This is a genomic window from Stenotrophomonas maltophilia, assembly GCF_013464485.1.
In the GTDB taxonomy this organism is placed as follows: Bacteria; Pseudomonadota; Gammaproteobacteria; order Xanthomonadales; family Xanthomonadaceae; genus Stenotrophomonas; species Stenotrophomonas maltophilia_AW.
Window position 1 is genome coordinate 14187 of the sequence record NZ_RAUX01000029.1, and the last position, 18241, is coordinate 32427.

Annotated in this window: 15 protein-coding genes; 6 read left to right on the top strand and 9 right to left on the bottom strand. The window is 66.8% G+C overall.

Annotation, left to right across the window (positions count from 1 at the left end):
• The first annotated feature begins 334 nt into the window (after positions 1-334).
• On the top strand, positions 335-1312 hold the full coding sequence (locus D7Y61_RS12825; protein WP_180866557.1) for a zinc-binding dehydrogenase: 978 nt from the start codon (positions 335-337) through the stop codon (positions 1310-1312).
• A 241-nt stretch (positions 1313-1553) separates the two neighbouring features.
• Positions 1554-4232, top strand: a complete 2679-nt coding sequence (locus D7Y61_RS12830) for a TonB-dependent receptor (protein ID WP_258010353.1) — start codon at positions 1554-1556, stop codon at positions 4230-4232.
• A 108-nt stretch (positions 4233-4340) separates the two neighbouring features.
• On the opposite strand, the gene betT is transcribed toward D7Y61_RS12830, so the two are convergent.
• The 6 genes from betT to D7Y61_RS12860 form a co-directional block, all read right to left on the bottom strand.
• Entirely contained in the window at positions 4341-6320 is a 1980-nt protein-coding gene (gene betT / locus D7Y61_RS12835) for a choline BCCT transporter BetT (protein WP_180866558.1), read from the bottom strand.
• Between the two features lie 233 nt (positions 6321-6553).
• Positions 6554-7261, bottom strand: coding sequence for a hypothetical protein (locus D7Y61_RS12840; protein ID WP_180866560.1), 708 nt, complete (start codon positions 7259-7261; stop codon positions 6554-6556).
• Between the two features lie 122 nt (positions 7262-7383).
• Positions 7384-7944 (bottom strand): acyloxyacyl hydrolase, encoded by a 561-nt coding sequence (locus D7Y61_RS12845; protein WP_180866563.1) that lies wholly within the window; start codon positions 7942-7944, stop codon positions 7384-7386.
• Positions 7945-8152: 208 nt separating this feature from the next.
• The gene (locus tag D7Y61_RS12850; RefSeq protein ID WP_180866565.1) at positions 8153-9457 is read right to left on the bottom strand and encodes an ATP-binding protein; all 1305 of its coding nucleotides are present in this window, start codon (positions 9455-9457) and stop codon (positions 8153-8155) included.
• A 1-nt stretch (position 9458) separates the two neighbouring features.
• Entirely contained in the window at positions 9459-10145 is a 687-nt protein-coding gene (locus D7Y61_RS12855; protein WP_180866567.1) for a winged helix-turn-helix domain-containing protein, read from the bottom strand.
• A gap of 111 nt (positions 10146-10256) precedes the next feature.
• Complete coding sequence (locus tag D7Y61_RS12860) at positions 10257-10637, bottom strand: VOC family protein (protein ID WP_180866569.1); 381 nt, start codon at positions 10635-10637, stop codon at positions 10257-10259.
• A 148-nt stretch (positions 10638-10785) separates the two neighbouring features.
• On the opposite strand from D7Y61_RS12860, the gene D7Y61_RS12865 reads away from it, so the two are divergent.
• The 3 genes from D7Y61_RS12865 to D7Y61_RS12875 all read left to right on the top strand — a co-directional run bounded on the left by D7Y61_RS12865 (position 10786) and on the right by D7Y61_RS12875 (position 15263).
• On the top strand, positions 10786-11304 hold the full coding sequence (locus D7Y61_RS12865; RefSeq protein ID WP_180866571.1) for a sigma-70 family RNA polymerase sigma factor: 519 nt from the start codon (positions 10786-10788) through the stop codon (positions 11302-11304).
• Positions 11301-12245 (top strand): FecR family protein, encoded by a 945-nt coding sequence (locus tag D7Y61_RS12870; protein WP_180866573.1) that lies wholly within the window; start codon positions 11301-11303, stop codon positions 12243-12245. Before D7Y61_RS12865 ends, D7Y61_RS12870 begins: the two co-directional genes overlap by 4 nt.
• Positions 12246-12314: 69 nt before the next feature.
• A complete protein-coding gene (locus D7Y61_RS12875) occupies positions 12315-15263 on the top strand; it encodes a TonB-dependent receptor (RefSeq protein ID WP_180866575.1) in 2949 nt (982 codons plus the stop codon).
• Between the two features lie 221 nt (positions 15264-15484).
• Here D7Y61_RS12875 and D7Y61_RS12880 read toward each other — a convergent pair whose 3' ends face one another.
• Together D7Y61_RS12880 and D7Y61_RS12885 are read right to left on the bottom strand one after the other, a co-directional pair.
• Positions 15485-15808 carry a DMT family transporter gene (locus D7Y61_RS12880; RefSeq protein WP_180866577.1) on the bottom strand — a complete coding sequence of 108 codons (324 nt, stop codon included), beginning with the start codon at positions 15806-15808 and terminating at the stop codon, positions 15485-15487.
• Positions 15808-16161: an SMR family transporter gene (locus D7Y61_RS12885; protein ID WP_180866579.1), complete on the bottom strand. Its 354-nt coding sequence runs from the start codon at positions 16159-16161 to the stop codon at positions 15808-15810. The genes D7Y61_RS12880 and D7Y61_RS12885 overlap by 1 nt, the downstream gene beginning before the upstream one ends.
• Positions 16162-16321: 160 nt before the next feature.
• Between D7Y61_RS12885 and D7Y61_RS12890 the strand changes: the two genes are divergently transcribed.
• On the top strand, positions 16322-17173 hold the full coding sequence (locus D7Y61_RS12890; RefSeq protein ID WP_180866580.1) for a LysR family transcriptional regulator: 852 nt from the start codon (positions 16322-16324) through the stop codon (positions 17171-17173).
• 68 nt (positions 17174-17241) lie between these two features.
• On the opposite strand, the gene D7Y61_RS12895 is transcribed toward D7Y61_RS12890, so the two are convergent.
• A complete protein-coding gene (locus D7Y61_RS12895; protein ID WP_180866581.1) occupies positions 17242-18162 on the bottom strand; it encodes a M14 family metallopeptidase in 921 nt (306 codons plus the stop codon).
• Between the last annotated feature and the right edge of the window lie 79 nt (positions 18163-18241).

Consider the following 18241-nt stretch of genomic DNA (forward strand, 5'->3'; position numbering starts at 1 on the left):
GCGCGGGAACACCAGATCGTCGGCAACAGCCTGCGCCTGCGGCCGGTATCCGGGCCGTGGGGGCGATCTGGGTCCGCTCGATGGCGGCCGCGTCGACACGGCAAGCCTTCAGGGGCGGGCCGCGGGACGTTTGCTGCATGTCCGGCGGCGGCGGCTGACCGGGAGTGACGGACACAACATAGTGGGGATATTCCAACCCGTCAACACAAGATGCGGTAATCAGCACATGTCGCGACGATCAGTCGCAGGATGCCGTGTTGCACCTGCGGCGCCTTGTCGACAACGCCTGCGTCCCCAGTTCGGTACAACATCAACTTTCCCCGGAACACCGCCCATGCGCGCTGCCCAGTACCCCTCCTTCGGCGACCCGGCCGACGTCCTTGCCATTGCCGATGCCGCCCTGCCCGAGCCCGGCCCCGGCGAGGTGCGCATCCGCACCGTGCTGGCCTCGATCCACAACCACGACCTGCTGACCGTGCGCGGCCTGTATGGCTACAAGCCAACGCTGCCAGCCATCGGTGGCAGCGAGGCGCTCGGTGTGGTCGATGCACTCGGTGACGGCGTCGACGGCGTGAAGATCGGCCAGCGCGTCGCCGCCGCCTCGGTACACGGCACCTGGGCCGAGGCGTTCATCGCACCGGCGCGGATGGTGATACCGATGCCGGAGTCCATCGCCGACGAAATGGCCGCACAGCTGATCGCGATGCCGCTGAGCGCACTGATGCTGCTGGAGTTCCTGCACGTTGAACCGGGACAGTGGGTCGTGCAGAACACCGCCAACGGCGCGGTCGGCAAGTCGCTGGCGATGCTGGCAAAGGCGCGTGGCGTGCACGTGGCCAACCTGGTGCGCAATGCCGCGGCCGTGGCGCAGTTGCAGGCGCTGGGCATCGATCATGTATTCGACACCTCGGTGGACGGCTGGAAGGATCGCGTGCGTGAGGCGACCGGCGAAGCACAGGCCGCCGCCGCAGTGGATTCCATCGGCGGCGAAGCCAGCGCCGACCTGGTCGACCTGCTTGGCCACCACGGCACCCTGGTGTCGTTCGGCGTGATGAGCGGCGAACCCATGCGCATTCCCGCCGGCGGCCTGATCTACAAGGAAGCCACGGTGAAGGGCTTCTGGGGCAGCAAGGTCAGCCAGGCGATGGCGGTGGAGGACAAGCGCCGGCTGGTTGGCGAGCTGCTGAAGCGCGCGGCCAGTGGTGAGCTGACGCTGCCGGTGGAGCAGGTCTTCGCACTGGACGACATCGCCCGGGCGGCGAAGGCCGGTGCGGGTTCGGGCCGCAACGGCAAGGTGCTGCTGCGGCCGTGATGGGCTGGCATTGCCTTCTGTAGAGCCGAGCCATGCTCGGCTGCTTTCCGGTCAGTGTGCGGAGCCGAGCGTAGGCTCGGCTCTACAGGAGCGTGCGGACCAACGGTCCGCACCCACCACAGACCAGTCGGCACCCACCACAGATCGGTCCGCCCCCACCGCACCGGTCGATAACAGGGCCGGTCATTTCGTTAAGAACCTGTGATGTATAACTGAATGCGCTTTCGTCATTGGAAGGCGCATGTACCTGCGTGCGGTACTGACGGCTCCTCCCCCGTTCGGCGTTGTCGCTTCCATGTACCGCACCACCCTGAACCTGCTTGCCGGCGCGATCGCGCTGGGCCTCACCGCCGGCGCTGCCGGCGCCGCTGAAACCGCCGATTCCGGCAAGGACAGCACCACCCTCGGCACTGTGCTGGTGACCGGCTCCAACATCAAACGCAGCGATACCGCCGGGCCCAACCCGGTGCAGATCGTCAGCCGCGAACAGATCGAGCAGACCGGCCGCTCCACCCTCACCGACGTGCTGCGCAACCTGTCGGCCAATGCCGGCAACAGTTTCGACGAACAGTACACCGGCAGCTTCGCCGCCGGCTCGGCCTCGATCGGCCTGCGCGGTCTGTCGCCGAAGAACACGCTGGTGCTGGTCAACGGCTATCGGGTGTCCAACTTCGGCTTCGCGCTCAACACCCAGGACACCTTCGTCGACCTCAACGCACTGCCGATCAGTGCGGTCGAGCGCATCGAAGTGCTGAAGGATGGCGCCTCGGCGGTGTACGGCTCTGACGCCATCGCTGGCGTCATCAACATCATCCTGCGAAAGAACTTCCAGGGCGTGGAAGTCGGCGGTGGTTTCGGTACCGCCACCCAGGGTGGCCTGGACGAGCGCAAGGCCAACCTGCTGGCCGGCTTCGGTGATCTGGAACAGCAGGGCTGGAACGTGCTGTTCGGGCTGGACCTGCTCAAGCGCGACCGCCTGGATGCCGACCAGCGCGCCTACACGCGCAGCGGCGATTTCCGCGACAAGCCCGGTGGCCGCCTGGCCGGCTGGTCCACCGCCGGAGGCAACTGGCTGTCCAACCCCCGCGCGCCACAACCGTTCGCCAGCTGCCCGGATGGCAGCCAGCTGCGTCCGTACAGCGACTTCGGCAGCACCCTGCCCGGCCAGGCCTGCGCCTTCAACGCGCAGCCGTTCAAGACCCTGCAGCCCGGCGCCGAGCGCCTGCAGGCATCGTTGAGTGCGACCTACCGCTTCAATGACAGCGTCGAGGCCTTCGCCGATGTGCTGTACAGCCACAACAAGGCCGACCAGATCTTCAGCGCGCCACTGACCGTCGGGCCGGGCCTGCGTGCCTACAACCCGGCCACCGGCACCCTGATCGATGTGCCGGCGGTGCTGCCGGTCGGCCATCCGAACAATCCGGGCAGCACGCCGCTGCCGCTCGAGTACACCTTCTTCGATCTCGGCCCGCGCCTGAAGGACAACACCCAGGTGTTCTACCGTGCCCTGGCCGGCGTGCGTGGCAGTGGCGAGCGCTGGGACTGGGAAGTGGCAGCGCTGACCTCGCAGAGTGCACAGCGCGAGTACGTCGACAACTTCGTCAACCGCTACGCGTTCGAACAGATCCTGCGCGACGGCAGCTACAACTTCCTCAACCCCTCCAGTACGCCGGGCGCGCTGGATGCACTGCGCCTGCAGACCAAACGCCCCGGCTGGTACAAGCTGCACTCGTTGAACGTAAAGGCGTCGACCACGCTGTGGGAGCTGCCGGCCGGTGCGGTCGGCTTCGCCTGGGGCGCCGAGTTCCGCAAGGAATCATTGGATGCGCGCACCAGCGCACAGGTGCTGTCGGGTACCGAGCTGCGCCCGGCCATCAACGTGGTCAACGGCGAGCGCCAGGTCAGTGCCGCCTACGCCGAACTGAGCGTGCCGCTGCACCGCACGCTGGAACTGCAGCTGGCCGGTCGCGGCGACCGCTACGACGACTTCGGCAAGGCGTTCTCGCCGAAGGTGGCATTGCGCTGGCAGCCGCTGGACAGCCTGCTGCTGCGCGGCTCGTTCTCGCGTGGCTTCCGTGCGCCGTCGCTGCCGGAGATCGCGCCGGGCCAGACCGTCAGCTACGGCTCGGTGATCGATCCGTTCGACCAACTGCAACCGGGTGGCAGCCGCGGCGTGACCAACATCCGCACCGGCAACCCGGACCTGAAGGCCGAGCGCTCGCGTAACTTCAACGTGGGTGCGGTGTGGTCGCCGGATGGCGATACCAACATCGGCCTGGACTGGTACCGCATCGAACAAGACAACCTGGTCAAGCCTGACAGTGCGCAGTTCATCGTCGACAACCCGACCCTGTTCCCGGGCCGCGTACAACGCGAGAACGGACGCATCCAGTTCATCACCAACCAGTACGCCAACCAGGGCGAACTGACCACCTCGGGGCTGGACCTGGACGCCAGCCGTACCTTCCGCACCGATGGCTGGGGCAGCTTCACCGTGGCCGGCAGCTGGACCCACCTGCTCAGCTTCAAGCAGCCACTGGTGGCCGGGCAGGCACCGTATGACGGCGCCGGCAACAACCGCCACGGCGCGCTGCCTCGCACCCGCGGCACCACCTCGCTGAACTGGGCGGTGGGCGACTGGAGCAGCACGCTGAGCCTGCAGTACGTGAGTGGCTACGACCAGCGTGTGGCGACGGTCACCAGCAACCCGGGGCTGCGTGACCGCATCAAGCCGTATCACCAGCTGGATCTTTACGTCGCCTACGAAGGTATTCCCAACACCACGCTGTCGCTGTCGGTGCTGAACCTGACCGACAAGGACCCGCCGTTCGATCCGGCCGGTGGCTCCAACGGTTTCGACATCAGCCAATACAACCTGCGCGGGCAGTTCGTCTCGCTGGGCGCGCGCTACCGGTTCTGATGGTCGCTGTAGAGCCGAGCCATGCTCGGCTGCTCTTCCGGCATCACGCAGCCGAGCGTGGGCTCGGCTCTACAGGGGTGTGCGGACCAACGGTCCGCACCCACCGCATCACCGGCTAAGGTGCAGGAACTGCAGGTGCCGTTCGTACTGGCTGATGATGTCGTTGATGATCTGCTTGCGGCTGTAGCCCACCAGATCGTAATCCTGGCTGCCTTCGTACAGATGCACCTCGGCACGATAATAACGCTGGTTGCGCAGCTGCTGCGCGGCGAACGACGGGGTCAGGTAACCGCTGAGGATCACGCGATACAGGAAGTCCTGCTGCTCGCCATGGTTGACGGTCAGCTCCATGTCACCCGCCTCGAAGCGTGTGGCGACATCCCAGCCCTGCCCGCGAAGCTGCTCGGCCACCGCTTCCATCGCCGGCTTCACCGTGTCATCCATGAAGCGGTAGACCTGGTCACGCACGGGGAAATGCATGGCCTGGCTCAGGCGCTGGCGCCAGCCCTGGTGGTGGCGATCGTCACCGATCAGCGGCGATGGCCGGTACTGCAGCGCGCGCTTGCGATGCGACTCGTCACTGAAGGCGCGGGTCAGCCCCCACATCATCAGCAACAGGATTGCCGAGAACGGCAACGACGCCAGCACCACCGCGGATTTCAGTGCGTCGATACTGCCGGCCAGCAACAGGCCCGCGGTCAGCACCGCGATCACCGTGCCCCAGAACACCCGCAGCCAACGTGGGCCGTCGTCTTCGGGCGCGCCGCCATGCGAGGACAGCGTGGACAGCACCACCGCCCCCGAGTCGGCCGAGGTCACGAAGAAGATGAAGCTGACCAGCACTGTCACCGTGATCACCGCGCGGCTCCAAGGGTAGCCGTCCAGCAGCGCATACAGCACGGTCGGTGGATCATCAACCGCCAACTGCGCCAACTGCTGCTGGCCGTGGTGCAGCACTTGGTCCAGCGCGCTGTTGCCGAAGATCGACAGCCAGGCCAGGGTGAAGCCCAGCGGAATCAGCAGCACGCCGAACACGAATTCACGGATGGTGCGGCCGCGCGAGATGCGCGCGATGAACAGTCCGACAAAGGGCGCCCAGCCGATCCACCAGGCCCAGTAGAAAACGGTCCAGCCGCCCAGCCATTCGGGGCGGCCGCCGTAGGCATACACATCGAAACTCTTGCCCACGACGCTGCCCAGGTAGTCGCCCAGGTTCTGCATCAAGGTGCTGAACAGGTACTGCGTCGGCCCGGCAAACAGCATGAACAGCACCAGCGCGATCGCCAGCAACATGTTGATGTTGGCCATCCAGCGCACACCCTTCTCCACCCCGGAGACGGCCACGGCCACCGCCGCGCCCATCATCGCCACCACCAGGATGATCTGCACCAGATTGGAATGCGGGATGTTGAACAGGTGCGCCAGGCCGGCATTGAGGTGCAGCACGCCGAAGCCCATGTCGGCACCGATGCCGAACACGGTGGCGACGATGCCCAGCGCGTCCACGGTGTAACCGATCGGGCCGTTGATGCGCTTGCCGATCAGCGGGTACAGCGCCGAGCGCAGCGCCAGCGGCAGGTTGTGGCGGTAGGCGAAGTAAGCCATCGCCATCGCCGCCAGCGCGAACACGCCCCAGCCGTGCAGGCCCCAGTGCAGGAACAGCAGCTGCATGGCCTGGCGCGCGCCGGCCTCGCCCGCCGCCGGATCGCCCTGCGGCGGCTGCAGGTAGTGGGTCAGCGGTTCGGAAACGCAGAAGAAGAACAGCGTGATGCTGATGCCCGCCGCGAACAGCATGCCGGCCCAGGAGAGGTAACTGAACTCCGGTTCGTCATGGTCGGCGCCAAGCTTGATGCCACCGTACTTGGACAGCGCCACGCCGACCACGAACACCAGGTAGAGGGTCATCGCCAGCAGGTAGTACCAGCCGACATTCAGTGCGGCCCAGTCCTGTGCCTTCAGCAGAAGGCGGCCCGCACCGAGTGGGAACAGGCTGACGAACAGCGCGAACGCCACGACAACGATCGCCGCGAAGGCGAACACAGGCCGAAGGGTGCGCACCGGGGATTGTTGCGGCTCCAGTACATCCATGGGGCGGCGTTCTCCGGTAGATCAGGGAATTAGCCGACTGATTCTGGCTGAACCGCAGTGGACAGAGCATGAAGTTGTGGCCTACGGTCACAGGTATGCTCCACCGTTCCGTGTTATCACGCGCGCGGGTCGGGGCCAGAACACATCAGGCGCCCCCGCTCCACGCGTGGGACGGATGTGACGTGATCCCTTGCAGAGAAACCGGCAGCTTCAGCCCGACCGGCACAGCCGGCTCAGGCCAGCGCGCGGCGCAGGATGAGCACGCTGTCGCCCAGCCCCCTTGCGCGGCGGCCAGCGAAGCGGCACAGCACCGGCAGGAACCACAGCCGGCACACCGCACCACGTAACAGCTGCTGGACGTCAGGCCCGGTCTGCCGCAGGCACTGGCCGATCACGGTGACCAGTGCGTCGGCGGGCAACCCCGCATGGCGGACACTCCCACTGATGAACAGCAGCCAGTCGCGCGCCTGCGCTTCTGCCAGCACCATCACCTGCAGGGGATCTTCTTCCAGGTCGAGGAAGCGTACGCAGCCCGCCTCATCCACCGCGATGTTGCGCGCCACAGGCTGGCCGACACAGCAGCCAGCCCAGTGCACGCGCAGCAGTTCGTTGGCAGCAATCCGCATCAGGTGCTCGGCTTCGCCGGGCCCGCAACGGCGCAGGCGCTGCGCCAGACTCGGACCACCATCCTCCAGCAGCAGGACCGTCTCACCATGGCCCAGCACGCGGGGCACCGGCACCCCATGTGCGGCCAGCTCGCACAGCCGCCGGCGCTCCAGCTGGCAGGCCTGTTCGGCCTTCAATCGCGGCGGGGGCCGCAGGCAACGCAGACCGAGCAGGCGCACGCCCAGGTCCAGCGCGGCCAACGCCAACCAGCGCCGCTCGCCGTCATGCTGCTTCAGCCAAGTCCGTCGGCCGGCGATCTGCAAGGGTTCGACCATCTTCAGTCTCCCTGCCCTGCACGGGCCAGTCTTGCACCGGCCATCATCGTGCTTACGTACTGTCTGCATCGCATGCAGGGCCTGTGCCGCTTGTGTAACCACAGGTAATGCCCGTGCACGCTTCAGTACTCCACGCGCCAGCTGAGCTGCAGCAGGTCCAGCCCCGGGTTGGGCTTCTTGATGCTTGCGTTGGAGTAATGCGAGTAGCGCAGCGATACGCTGTGGCGTTCGGCTACTTGCAGCCCGATCCCCAGGTGGTCACCGAACTGGAAGGCGGTACTGATGCGACGACCGCCAACACGGGTGGTATCGAACACGGTCGGGCCGACCCCTGCTTCGATGAACAGATGTGCGTTCGGCCACCAGCGCAGCATCGGGATGGCACTGGCCTGCCAGGCGTGCTGACGCTGCGGATCGCTGGCCTGCCACCGCGCAACGCCCAGCTCCATCGCCAGGTCCAGGTGCCGCCCCGATGCCAGCTCGCGTTGCCAAAGCGGGCCACTGTCCCAGATCACGCCTGCCCGCTGGTAGTCACCACGGCCATGGCCCAGCTGCAGGCCTATCGAAGGGCTGGTTTCTGCCGCCGCCGACAGGACCGGCAACAGGGCCAGCGTGGCAATCCAGGACAGGCCGCGCCGCCGCAGCAGGACGGCTCGGGGAACGGGGAAGACAGACAGAATCACGCGACAACTCCAGGCGGAAGCCGCACGCCACCCTCACGCCGGCAGGAACCGGCGCGTCACAGGACGTGGGCTGGGGATGACGTGAAGGCAGGCGCGTCCACGGAAGCGGCCGTCACCCGCAAACGCGCAGATGACCGCTTCGACATACAGCTTGGGTCACGCCCCCGCCTCGATCCTCGTCACGCGGTATCCGCTTTGTAAGGGATTGTCAGCCCAGCGCCGAGATCGGCCAGCGAACCACGAACGACGCGCCGCCCAAGGCGCTGACCTCCACCCGCACACTGCCGCGATGGCAGGCCACGATGCGGGCGACCATCGCAAGCCCAAGGCCCACACCACCGGTATTGCGCTGGCGGCTGAGATCAAGCCGGGTGAAGGGCTGGAACACCCGCTCGCGATCGGACGCGGCAATGCCGGGACCGTCGTCGCAGACACGTAGCTGCCAATGGTCGTCCTGCTGCTGCAGCTGCAGGCGGATCCGCGAATGCGCATGGCCCAGTGCGTTGCGCAGCAGGTTGAGCGTGGCCCGCCCCATGTAATGCGGGTGCAGCTGCACCTGTGCCGGCGCGCCATCTGCTACTTCGCACTGGATGCCACTGCCCTGCGCATCGCGACTGATCGTACGCAATTGGTCATGCAGCCAGTCGCGGGCATCGACCGGCTCCTGCTGCAGCCGGCTGCCTATGTGCTCCAGCCGCGCCTCGAACAGCAGCTCGCCGACCAGCTCATCGAGCCCTTGCAGGTCCTCGCGCATCTCCTGCTGCAGTTGCCTGCGCGCCTGCGCATCTTCCTCCACGGCCAGCAGGCCCAGCTCGAACTGCAGGCGCGCGATCGGTGTCCGCAGTTCATGCGAGACATCGTTGGTCAACTCGCGCTGACGTGCGACCAGACCGGCGATGCGTTCGCCCATCTCGTTGAACTGACGGGCCAGCGGCGCCACGCTGGAGCGAGGTGAGATCGGCGCACGGGCATCGAGATCGCCCTCGCCCATACGCTTGCTGGCCGCTGCCAGCCGCTGCAGGTCGCGCCAGGTTGGCCATGCCCACGCCATCAGGAACGCAGCCGACACCGAAATCATGAGCAGCACCGCCAGCGCGATGGTGGTCAGGTCCAGCGGCGGTGAATTCGGCAGCCTCAGATGCAGCCACTGCGCTGGCGCAGCGGCGTGCCCAGGCAGCAGCCGATAGAAATCCTGCTGGTCGTTGCGGGCGAGGAGGCCGTACTCGAGCAGCACCTGCTGCTCCTCCGCGCGCGGCTGCAGCGCATCGGACGCCAGCAGCTCCAGCGCCGGCCCATAGTGCGGCGCCAGACGTTGCAGTTCGGCCGCGCGATCGGCAGCGCTGCGGTCCTGCAGTAGTTCGCCCAGTGTAAACAGGGGACCACGCACCGCATCGCGGTAGTAGACGTCTGCATCGTCGCTGAAACGCTCCTGCAGCAGCAGCGGCACTGTCCAAAGCGCCACGCCAAATCCAATGCTGGCGAGCACCAGCAGCCGCAGGTAGAAGCGCAGCACGTCAGGCCCCGGCCGGCAGGAACAGATAACCCTGACCGCGCACGGTCTTGATCCTGACCGGATCGCGCGGATCGTCCTGCAGCTTGCGCCGCAGCTTGCTTACGCACATGTCTACGCTTCGATCCAGCCCGTTGAAATCGATGCCGCGCACGCTGTTGAGCAGATCGTCACGGCTGAGGACTTCGCCACTGCGGCTGGCCAGCGTCCACAGCATCTCGAACTCGCCTGTGGTCAGCTCCAGGCGACGGTCGCCCAGCTGCACCCTGCGGCTACGACGGTCGATGTCCAGCGTATCGAAGCGCAACCGCTGCTCGTTGGGCTGGCGTTGCGCCGGGCGGCGCAGCAGCGCGCGCAGGCGTGCCAGCAGCACCGGCGGCTCCACCGGTTTGATCACATAATCATCGGCGCCGGACTCCAGACCCAGAACATGGTCCAGCGCGTTGTCGCGCGCGGTCAGCATCAGCACCGGTACATTGCAGAAGTCGCGAAGATCGCGGCAGACCTGGAGGCCATCGCGGCCCGGCAACATCAGGTCCAGCACCACCACCTCCGGTTGAAACGCCTGCACGGCCGCGCAGGCCTGGCTGCCGTCGTGCACGCAGTGCACGATATAGCCGTGGGGTTGCAGGTAACGGCCGACCAGGCCGGCCAGCTTCAGATCGTCTTCCACAAGCAGCAATCGGGTCATCGAGTTCCGTCTCATCCGGCGCCCGCCGTTCGTTGGCAGGCGCGGCCGATTGTACTCATCGGCGGAAAGGCCGCATCGGTCGGAAGTCCCGGATCGTAGCCTGCGTTGTGTTCAGGTCATCACATGCACCGCGCACAGCTTGTTGCCATCGGGATCGCGCAGGTAGGCCAGGAACAGCTGGCGACCGGCCATGCTGCGGATGCCGGCCGGCTCTTCGATGGCGGTGCCGCCATGGGCGACGCCAGCATCCTGCCAGCCGCGCACGGCCTCGGCATTGTCGAGGGTGAAGCCGATGGTGCCGCCGTTGGCGTGGCATGCCGGTTGCCCATCGATCGGCGCGGTGACGATGAACATGCGGCCATCCTTGAAGTACACCAGCCTGCCCTTGTCATCGAAGATGCCCGGGCGTGCGCCCAAGGCGGTGAACAGCGCATCGTAGAAGCGATGCGCGACATCCATGTTGTTGGTCCCAACGGTGACGTGGCTGAACATGCGGGCACTCCGTGCGGAAAACCGCAGTGTCGGTGAGCGCGCCGGGCATCGCAAATCCGGCGATCTCCCTCTGCTGCGTGCGCGGGATTTGTCGTGCGCCGCTCGATCACCCTATAATGGGAATCATTCTCATTAATGATCCATACCCATGGCCGTGCCCGCCACCTCCAGCACTGCGCTGGCGGGGTTCTACCGCGAACACCATGGCTGGCTGCTGGGCTGGCTGCGCCGCCGCACCCACAATGCCGACTGCGCCGCCGACCTGACCCAGGACACCTTCCTGCGCCTGCTCAGCCGTCGCGTCGATCCGTCCGAACTGCGGCTGCCACGCGCCTACCTCAGCACCATCGCGCACGCCCTGCTGGTCAACCACTGGCAGCGCGCGGATCTGGAGCGCGCCTATCTGGCCGCACTGGCTGCGCAGCCGGAGCTGGTGCATCCCTCGGCCGAGGAGCGCGCGCAGGCGTTGCAGCTGCTGCACGCCATCGCCGACATGCTGGCCGGGCTGGCCGAACGGCCTCGACGTGCCTTCCTGCTGGCGCGACTGTCCGGCCTCGGCTATGCAGAGATCGGCCAGCAGCTGGGCGTGTCCGAGCGGATGGTCAAGAAGTACATGGCACAGGCGATGCTGCATTGCCTGCGCCTGTCCGGCGACGCCGCAGCATGAGCGCTGCGTTGGCCAGCCCGGCGCTGGAACAGGCCGCCGAGTGGTTCGCGTTGCGCCAGCAGGGCTGGAGTGACGACGAGCAGCAACACTGGCACGCATGGCTGCAGGCCGACGCCCGCCACGCCGATGCGTGGCAGCGAGTCGAATCGGTCTGGCAATCGTTCGCACCGCTGTCGGCCCCTGCGGCCGCGAAGGCACTGGGCGCGGCAGGCCTCCGCCGTCGCCAGGCGCTGCGCGGACTGGGCGGCGCCCTCGCCATCGGTGGCGTCTCGCTGCTGGGTCTGCGCGGGCTGCAGCTCCAGCGTGGATTGCAGACCCTGCGCACCGCCTCCGGCCAGACCGGGCACTGGACGCTGGCCGATGGCAGCCAGCTCTGGCTCAACGCTGACGGCGAAGCAGCCATCGACTTCGATAGCGGCCGCCGCGCGGTGCACCTGCTGCGCGGCGAACTGCTGCTGCAGACCGGCCACCACCCCGCCTATGCTGGCCTGCCGTTGACCGTGCACGTGCCCGGCGCGCGCCTGCAGCCGATCGGCACCCGTTTCGCGGTAGGCCGCGAGGCACAGGGAAGCCGCCTGGATGTGTTTGAAGGCGTGGTGCGCTGCCTGCCGCAGTTCGGCACCGCACGGGATGTACCCGCCGGCAGCGCCGCGCAGATCGGCCCGATGGGCGGGCTCGTTCCGCTTGAAGCGGATCCGCTGCGCGGGGATTGGCAGGACGGACGCCTGCAGGTGCAGAACATGCCGTTGATCCGGGTGATCAACGAGCTTGCCCGCCACCATCGCGGCTATCTCGGCTGTGATCCTCGCCTCGCCGCACTGAACGTCACCGCTGTCCTGCCGCGGCTGGACAGCGCCCAGTCCCTGCAGTTACTGGCACGCGCCTTGCCGATCCGCGTCGAACAGCGCTGGCCGTGGTGGACCGTCGTGCGTCCGCTCTGAAAACGCGGTTCCCCTTTTTCGCGCTCACCGGGCAGTACAGGGGAACCCATTGCGGATGTTGCCGCCTCCATGAAACTGCCTTGCCCTTCCCCTCGCCCTCTGGCCATTGCCCTGTGCCTGGCCCTGGCCACGCCCGCCCTGCTGCCGGCCGCTGCCCACGCACAGGTGTCCACCGCTACGGTCCGCTGGCAGATCGCCGCCGGCCCGCTCGATCAGGCCCTGACCGCGTTCGGCCAGCAATCGGGGCTGTCCATCGCCGCCGATGCACGCCTGACCCGTAGTCGCCACAGCAATGGCGTACAGGCCACACTCGATACCGATGCGGCATTGGCACAGCTGCTGGCCGGTACCGGCCTGACCTTCCAGCGCGATGCCAGCGGCGTGGTGTTGCAACCCGCGCCAGCAGCTGAAGCCGGTGTGCGCCAGATCGGCACGTTGCGGGTCGCCGGCCAGGCCAGCGAAGGTGCTTCGCCGTGGGGCCTGGCCGATGCCGATGCGGTCTACCGCGACAGCGGCTCGCGCGTGCACCTGGACCGCCAGCAACTTGAGCGGTTCCGCGGCCAGTCGATCGGTGATGTGCTGGCCGGTGCGGTCGGCGTGCATACCGCTGACGTGCGCAACGGCGGTGCGCTGGACGTGAACATCCGTGGCCTTCAGGGCCAGAACCGGGTGCCGGTGATCATCGACGGCGGCCAGCAGGCCATCGACGTGTACCGCGGCTATGCCGGCGTGCAGCAACGCAGCTACCTCGACCCGGACCTGATCAGCTCGGTCAGCATCGAAAAGGGACCGAGCCTGGCCGCCAACGCCGCCAGTGCGATCGGCGGCGTTGTCTACATGGAAACGCTGAACGTCGATGACATCCTCAACGACGGCCAGGCGTGGGGCCTGCGTGTGCGCGGCGGCGTGGCCGACAACAGCATCGACCGCACCCACACGTTCAAGCAGATCGCGCGCGGCAGCGACAACCGCAACAGCCTGCGTGATCCGCGGGACTGGAACGGCAGCGTGGCCTTCGCCCAGCGTGGCGAGGATTGGCAGCTGGTGGCCGCCTATGCGCGGCGCCGCCAGGGCAACTACTTCGCCGGCAGCAACGGCGCGCACCGCTACGACGACCAGCACCTGTCCAGCGGCGGTACCGGCATGTCCAGCCAGGCGGTCTCGGACATGTACCACCCGGGCGACGAGGTACTCAACACGCACACCGACAACGAATCGGCGCTGCTGAAATTCACCTGGACGCCCAACCCCGACCAGCGCCTGGAGCTGAGCCACCGTTACTTCAACTCCAGCTTCGGCGAGATCATGCCGTCGGCGATCGGCCGTGTCGGCGAGTCCAACGAATGGGTGACCTATGTGGACAAGGCCAACACCATGTTCCAGTTCGAGCCCGGGAAGATGCGGCTCAACGCCACCTCGCTGCGCCACCGCTACCGGCCCGAGGCACACCCGTGGCTGGACCTGAGCAGCACGCTGTGGTTCACCACCGCCACCAGCCGCATGTTCAACAGCAACATCGCCAACACGCCGCTGTTCAAGGACGTGCCCAACGACCAGATGCCGGACACGCTGGGTGAAACCTATGGTCCGGGCCTGCAGTCGGACGTGAAGACCCGGCGCTGGGGCGTGGACAGCAGCAACACCACCCGCTTCAACAACAGCCTGGGCGACTGGACGCTGCGCTATGGCGCTTCTTTCCAGCACGAGGACACCGCACCGAATTCGCCGGTGCTGCCGGTGGACTACAACAACAACCGTTACCTGCGCTCGGGCACGCGCCGCGAAGCCAGCGTTGTCGCCTCGCTGCAGTGGCAGCCGTGGGACTGGCTGTCGCTGACCGCAGGCGGCCGCTTCATCGACTACCGCACCCGCGACCGCAACCGCGTGGCCTTTGTCAGTGAATCGCGCGACCTGCGCTACACCTTCGCACGTCTGAGCAAGGGCGGACAGCTGCTGCCGGGCTGGTACAAGGAGTGGTACCCGGATGCGCAGGGCAACTACACCTATGACTCGCTGCGGGCCACGCCGTACGGCGACAGCACGCTGGGCCAGAGCTACGACTTCGACGGATTCATTCCCGACCCGCGCGGCGCCAACGGTTTCTACACCAAGCAGATTCCCACCGCGTGGGGCTACAAGCCGGCGATCCGCCGTTCCGGCCACGGCTTCGCACCCTATGCCGAGGCCCGCTTCAACCTCGACCAGGACATGTTCTTCTACGTGAAGTACGCGCAGGGCTGGAAGATGCCCAGCCTGTTCGAATCGACACTGGGCAACAGCACCTCGGCACCGGTGGCCGACCTGAAGCCGGAGAAGAACCGCTCCTGGGACATCGGCTTCAGCCTGCTCAAGCAGGATCTGTGGCGCGACGGCGACCGCCTGGCGTTCAAGGTGGCCTGGTTCAAGAACGATATCGACAACGCGATCACCCGCCGCTTTGACTCCAGCAACTGGGCCTTCTACGTCGACAACGTGGACAACTACACGGTGTCCGGCTACGAACTGCAGTCCGGCTATGACGCTGGCATCGCCTACCTGGACCTGTCGGCCAGCTACTACCAGCGCGCGCGCACCTGCGACGCCGCTACCGCCAAGCGCCTGCGCGAAGGCCCCTATGCGAAATGGAGCAAGCTGGACACCACGCCGGACTGCGTGGACGGCGGCTTCGGTACCTCGTTCGTCAACGCACAGAATCCGCCGAAGTACTCGATCCACAGTACGCTGGGCTTCCGCCTGTTCGACAAGCGGCTGGATACCGGCATCCGCCGCACCTACAACAGCGGCCCCACCCATGAACTGGACAAGCCCTGGAACACCACCGGCTCGACCGGCCTGCAGAACATCTACCTGCCCACCGCGATCTATGACTTCTACGCGCGCTGGCAGTTCACGCCGAAGACCGAAGTGGAACTGGTGGTCAGCAACCTGCGCAACACCTACTACATGGACACGCTGGCAATGAGCCTGATGCCCGGCCCAGGCCGGACCACGCGGTTGAATTTCACCGCACGTTTCTAAGCCCCGCGGATATGACAGCGCCCCGGAGAAATCTTCCCCCGGGGCGCTTGCTTGCGGCACCTTACGGTCTGGCGGATGCCACCCCTGTTTGGCACAGCGACTCAGCACTGGCAGATGCCAACCCTGGTTGGCTCAGCAACGCAGCACTGGCAGATGCCAACCCTGGTTGGCACAGCGACTCAGCACTGGTAGGTGCCAACCTTGGTTGGCACAGCGAATCGCTACTTCGCAGTACTCAGCAGGAGCACCGCCACGGTGACCAGCGCGATGCCGACCCAACCGATCGCCCGCAGGCGGTTGCCGAACAGCAGGCGACCGCAGGTGGCGGTACCGATCACGCCGATCGCACCCCACATCGCATAGGCGGTGGCCAGGTCCATGTAGCGCACCGCCTGGCCCAGCAGGGCGAAGGCGATCCAGACCATGACGATCGCGCCGACACCCCAGCGCCAGCGGCGGAAGCCCTCCGACTTGGCCACCATCATGTTGGCGGCAACGTCGATCAGCGCAGAACAGATCACGAAAAACAGGGCCAGGGTATTCATCAGTGCGCCTCCCCGAGGGTGACACAGACGATGCCGACCACCGCCAGCACGAGGCCGGCCAGCTGCTGCAGCGACAGGCTCTCGCCGAACACGGTGAGGCCGACCACGGTCAGCAGGGTCAGGCCCAGGCCTTCCCACACCGCATAGGCGACACCAACCGCGATGCGGCGGACCGACAGGGCCAGGAAGTAATAGGACAGCGCCAACGCGCCGGCCATGATCAGGTAGCCGGTCCAGCCGCCGTCGCGGGCGGCTTGGGCCATGAACGAGGTGCCGACCACTTCGGCAACGATCGCCACGGTCAGGCAGGCCCAGGCGACCAGCGCGCCACGGGCAGGAACAATACGGGACATGTGAAACTCCTTGCGGGACGGAGACCGCGCCCCGCCATCAATAGATCCACGCCCTGCGTGGATGATCTGGAACGCCCCGCAGACAGGGGCGACGGCGGCCAGTATCATCGTCTTTTACGGTGGCAACAAAATGGATTCCATCGACAGGAGCGATGGATCAATGCCCTACTCCCCTGAATCCCTGCAGGCCTTCGTGGAAGCCGCGGCGCTGGGCTCGTTCTCGGCGGCGGCGCGCCGCCTGCGCAAGACCCAATCGACGGTCAGCACCGCCATCGCCCACCTGGAGGCGGACCTCGGCGTCAGCCTGTTCGACCGCAGCGGCCGCTACCCGCAGCTGACCGAAGCCGGGCGCCAGGTGCTCGGCCATGCCCAGGAAATCCTCGCCGCCGACGCCCGTCTGCAGCAGCTGAGCGTGCGGCTGGCCGCACCGGTCGAAGCGCGGCTGACCGTGGTGTTCTCCGACGTCTATCAGCTCGATCCGGAGCAGCGCGTGTTGCAGCGCTTTGCAGAAGCGTTCCCCGAGATCGAACTGGAATGGTTGGATGCCGAAGGCGGAGACGTGCTGGAACTGGTCGGCAGTGGTCGGGCCGCGCTGGGCCTGCTGCCCTGCCAGGAACGCTATCCGGATGGATTGGTGGCGCGCCCCCTGGCCCACCACAGCGAACTGTCGGTGTATGTGGCGCGCGGACATCCGCTGGCCGACGCCGGCCGCCATGCGTCGGCCCAGCTGGCACGGTACCGGCAGGTGCGATTGAGCGCGGAGGTCGACCATGCGCGGGCGGCAACAGGGCTGGCGTGGACCGCCACCGACTACCTGATGGTGATGGAGATGGCCGAAGACGGCATCGGCTGGGCCGAGCTGCCACGGGCACTGGTACAGCGCTACGACCGCGGGCAGCTGGTCGAGCTGACCCTGCCCGGCTGGCCACGACGCATCCACAGCGACCTGCTGTGGCGCCGCGACACACCGCCGGGGCCAGCCGCCCTATGGTGGGCCGACACGCTTGGATGAGGTAGTGCCGGCCGCWGGCCGACAATCCCAGTGTCCCGTGGTTGCCGGCCHGCGGCCGGCACTACCGATCAACGATGGGCGAGCGCGTAATCCAGCGCCGAGCACACCGCCGCCACCTGGGCGTCGTTGCACTGCTGCGGGGTGGCGCGCGGGCTGTCCGGGTAGACCTCGGTGGTGGTGGTGTAGGTCGCACCGGTGATGCCCGCACACAGGCCCAGCTTCACCAGCGGGTACTCGATCACGCCGTGGGCCACCACCGGCGAACCGATGATCTCGCCCTTGTCGTCGGCCGGGGCGATATGGGTCACCTTTTCCACCTCGGCGATCACCGCCTGCTGGAAGGCCGGCTGCGGGTTCTCGCTGTCGTCCACCAGGTAGAAGCCATCGGGAATCAGGCCCGGTTCGAACGGCTTGCCATCACGTGCGGCCAGCGCCGGCCGGAACTCGCTTTCGTCGCTGTCGGTGGTTTCGTGCAGGTCGACATGCAGCACGAACTGACCCTTGTACGGCGCGATCAGGTCAATGACGGCGGTCGATTCACGCGCCGGGCCATCGGCGCGGAAGTTGCGGTTCGGATCGATCGCATCGAAGTTCCAGCGGTTGATGCGCTCGAAACCCCACGGGTTCACGCACGGCGCCACCAGCAGGTTGGCCTTGCCGGCATAGTCGACGGCGTGCTTCTCGAGGAACTCCAGCGCGCCCATCACGCCGCTGGTTTCGTAGCCGTGCACGCCGCCGGTAACCAGCGCGGCCGGCAACGCCGGGTTCCAGTCGCGGCTGCGCAGGGCGAACAGGGTGTAGGTCTCGCCAGCGTAGTCGAGCTGGCCATAGGCCACCTTGTCGAAGCGCGAAGCCAGCGCTTCGATGCGCGGCAGCACCTCCTCGTCATAGCGACGCAGGCGCTGCTGGCGGCCACGCCACGCCTCCCGTTCCGCCGCTCCCCACGGCTGGCCAGGGGTTCCGACGGGGTAGAAGGCGGCTTGGGACATGGCAGATCTCAGCGAGTCAGGAAGCAATCGCCCACTCTACCACCGGGGGAACAGCGTGAACCGGCGGCGCATTCCATTG

Bases quoted from the DNA above. Each gene is read 5' to 3' on its own strand.
- D7Y61_RS12825 (WP_180866557.1), top strand. From the start codon at position 335: ATGCGCGCTGCCCAGTACCCCTCCTTCGGCGACCCGGCCGACGTCCTT.
- D7Y61_RS12830 (WP_258010353.1), top strand. From the start codon at position 1,554: ATGTACCTGCGTGCGGTACTGACGGCTCCTCCCCCGTTCGGCGTTGTC.
- betT (WP_180866558.1), bottom strand. From the start codon at position 6,320: ATGGATGTACTGGAGCCGCAACAATCCCCGGTGCGCACCCTTCGGCCT.
- D7Y61_RS12840 (WP_180866560.1), bottom strand. From the start codon at position 7,261: ATGGTCGAACCCTTGCAGATCGCCGGCCGACGGACTTGGCTGAAGCAG.
- D7Y61_RS12855 (WP_180866567.1), bottom strand. From the start codon at position 10,145: ATGACCCGATTGCTGCTTGTGGAAGACGATCTGAAGCTGGCCGGCCTG.
- D7Y61_RS12860 (WP_180866569.1), bottom strand. From the start codon at position 10,637: ATGTTCAGCCACGTCACCGTTGGGACCAACAACATGGATGTCGCGCAT.
- D7Y61_RS12865 (WP_180866571.1), top strand. From the start codon at position 10,786: ATGGCCGTGCCCGCCACCTCCAGCACTGCGCTGGCGGGGTTCTACCGC.
- D7Y61_RS12870 (WP_180866573.1), top strand. From the start codon at position 11,301: ATGAGCGCTGCGTTGGCCAGCCCGGCGCTGGAACAGGCCGCCGAGTGG.
- D7Y61_RS12875 (WP_180866575.1), top strand. From the start codon at position 12,315: ATGAAACTGCCTTGCCCTTCCCCTCGCCCTCTGGCCATTGCCCTGTGC.
- D7Y61_RS12880 (WP_180866577.1), bottom strand. From the start codon at position 15,808: ATGAATACCCTGGCCCTGTTTTTCGTGATCTGTTCTGCGCTGATCGAC.
- D7Y61_RS12885 (WP_180866579.1), bottom strand. From the start codon at position 16,161: ATGTCCCGTATTGTTCCTGCCCGTGGCGCGCTGGTCGCCTGGGCCTGC.
- D7Y61_RS12890 (WP_180866580.1), top strand. From the start codon at position 16,322: ATGCCCTACTCCCCTGAATCCCTGCAGGCCTTCGTGGAAGCCGCGGCG.
- D7Y61_RS12895 (WP_180866581.1), bottom strand. From the start codon at position 18,162: ATGTCCCAAGCCGCCTTCTACCCCGTCGGAACCCCTGGCCAGCCGTGG.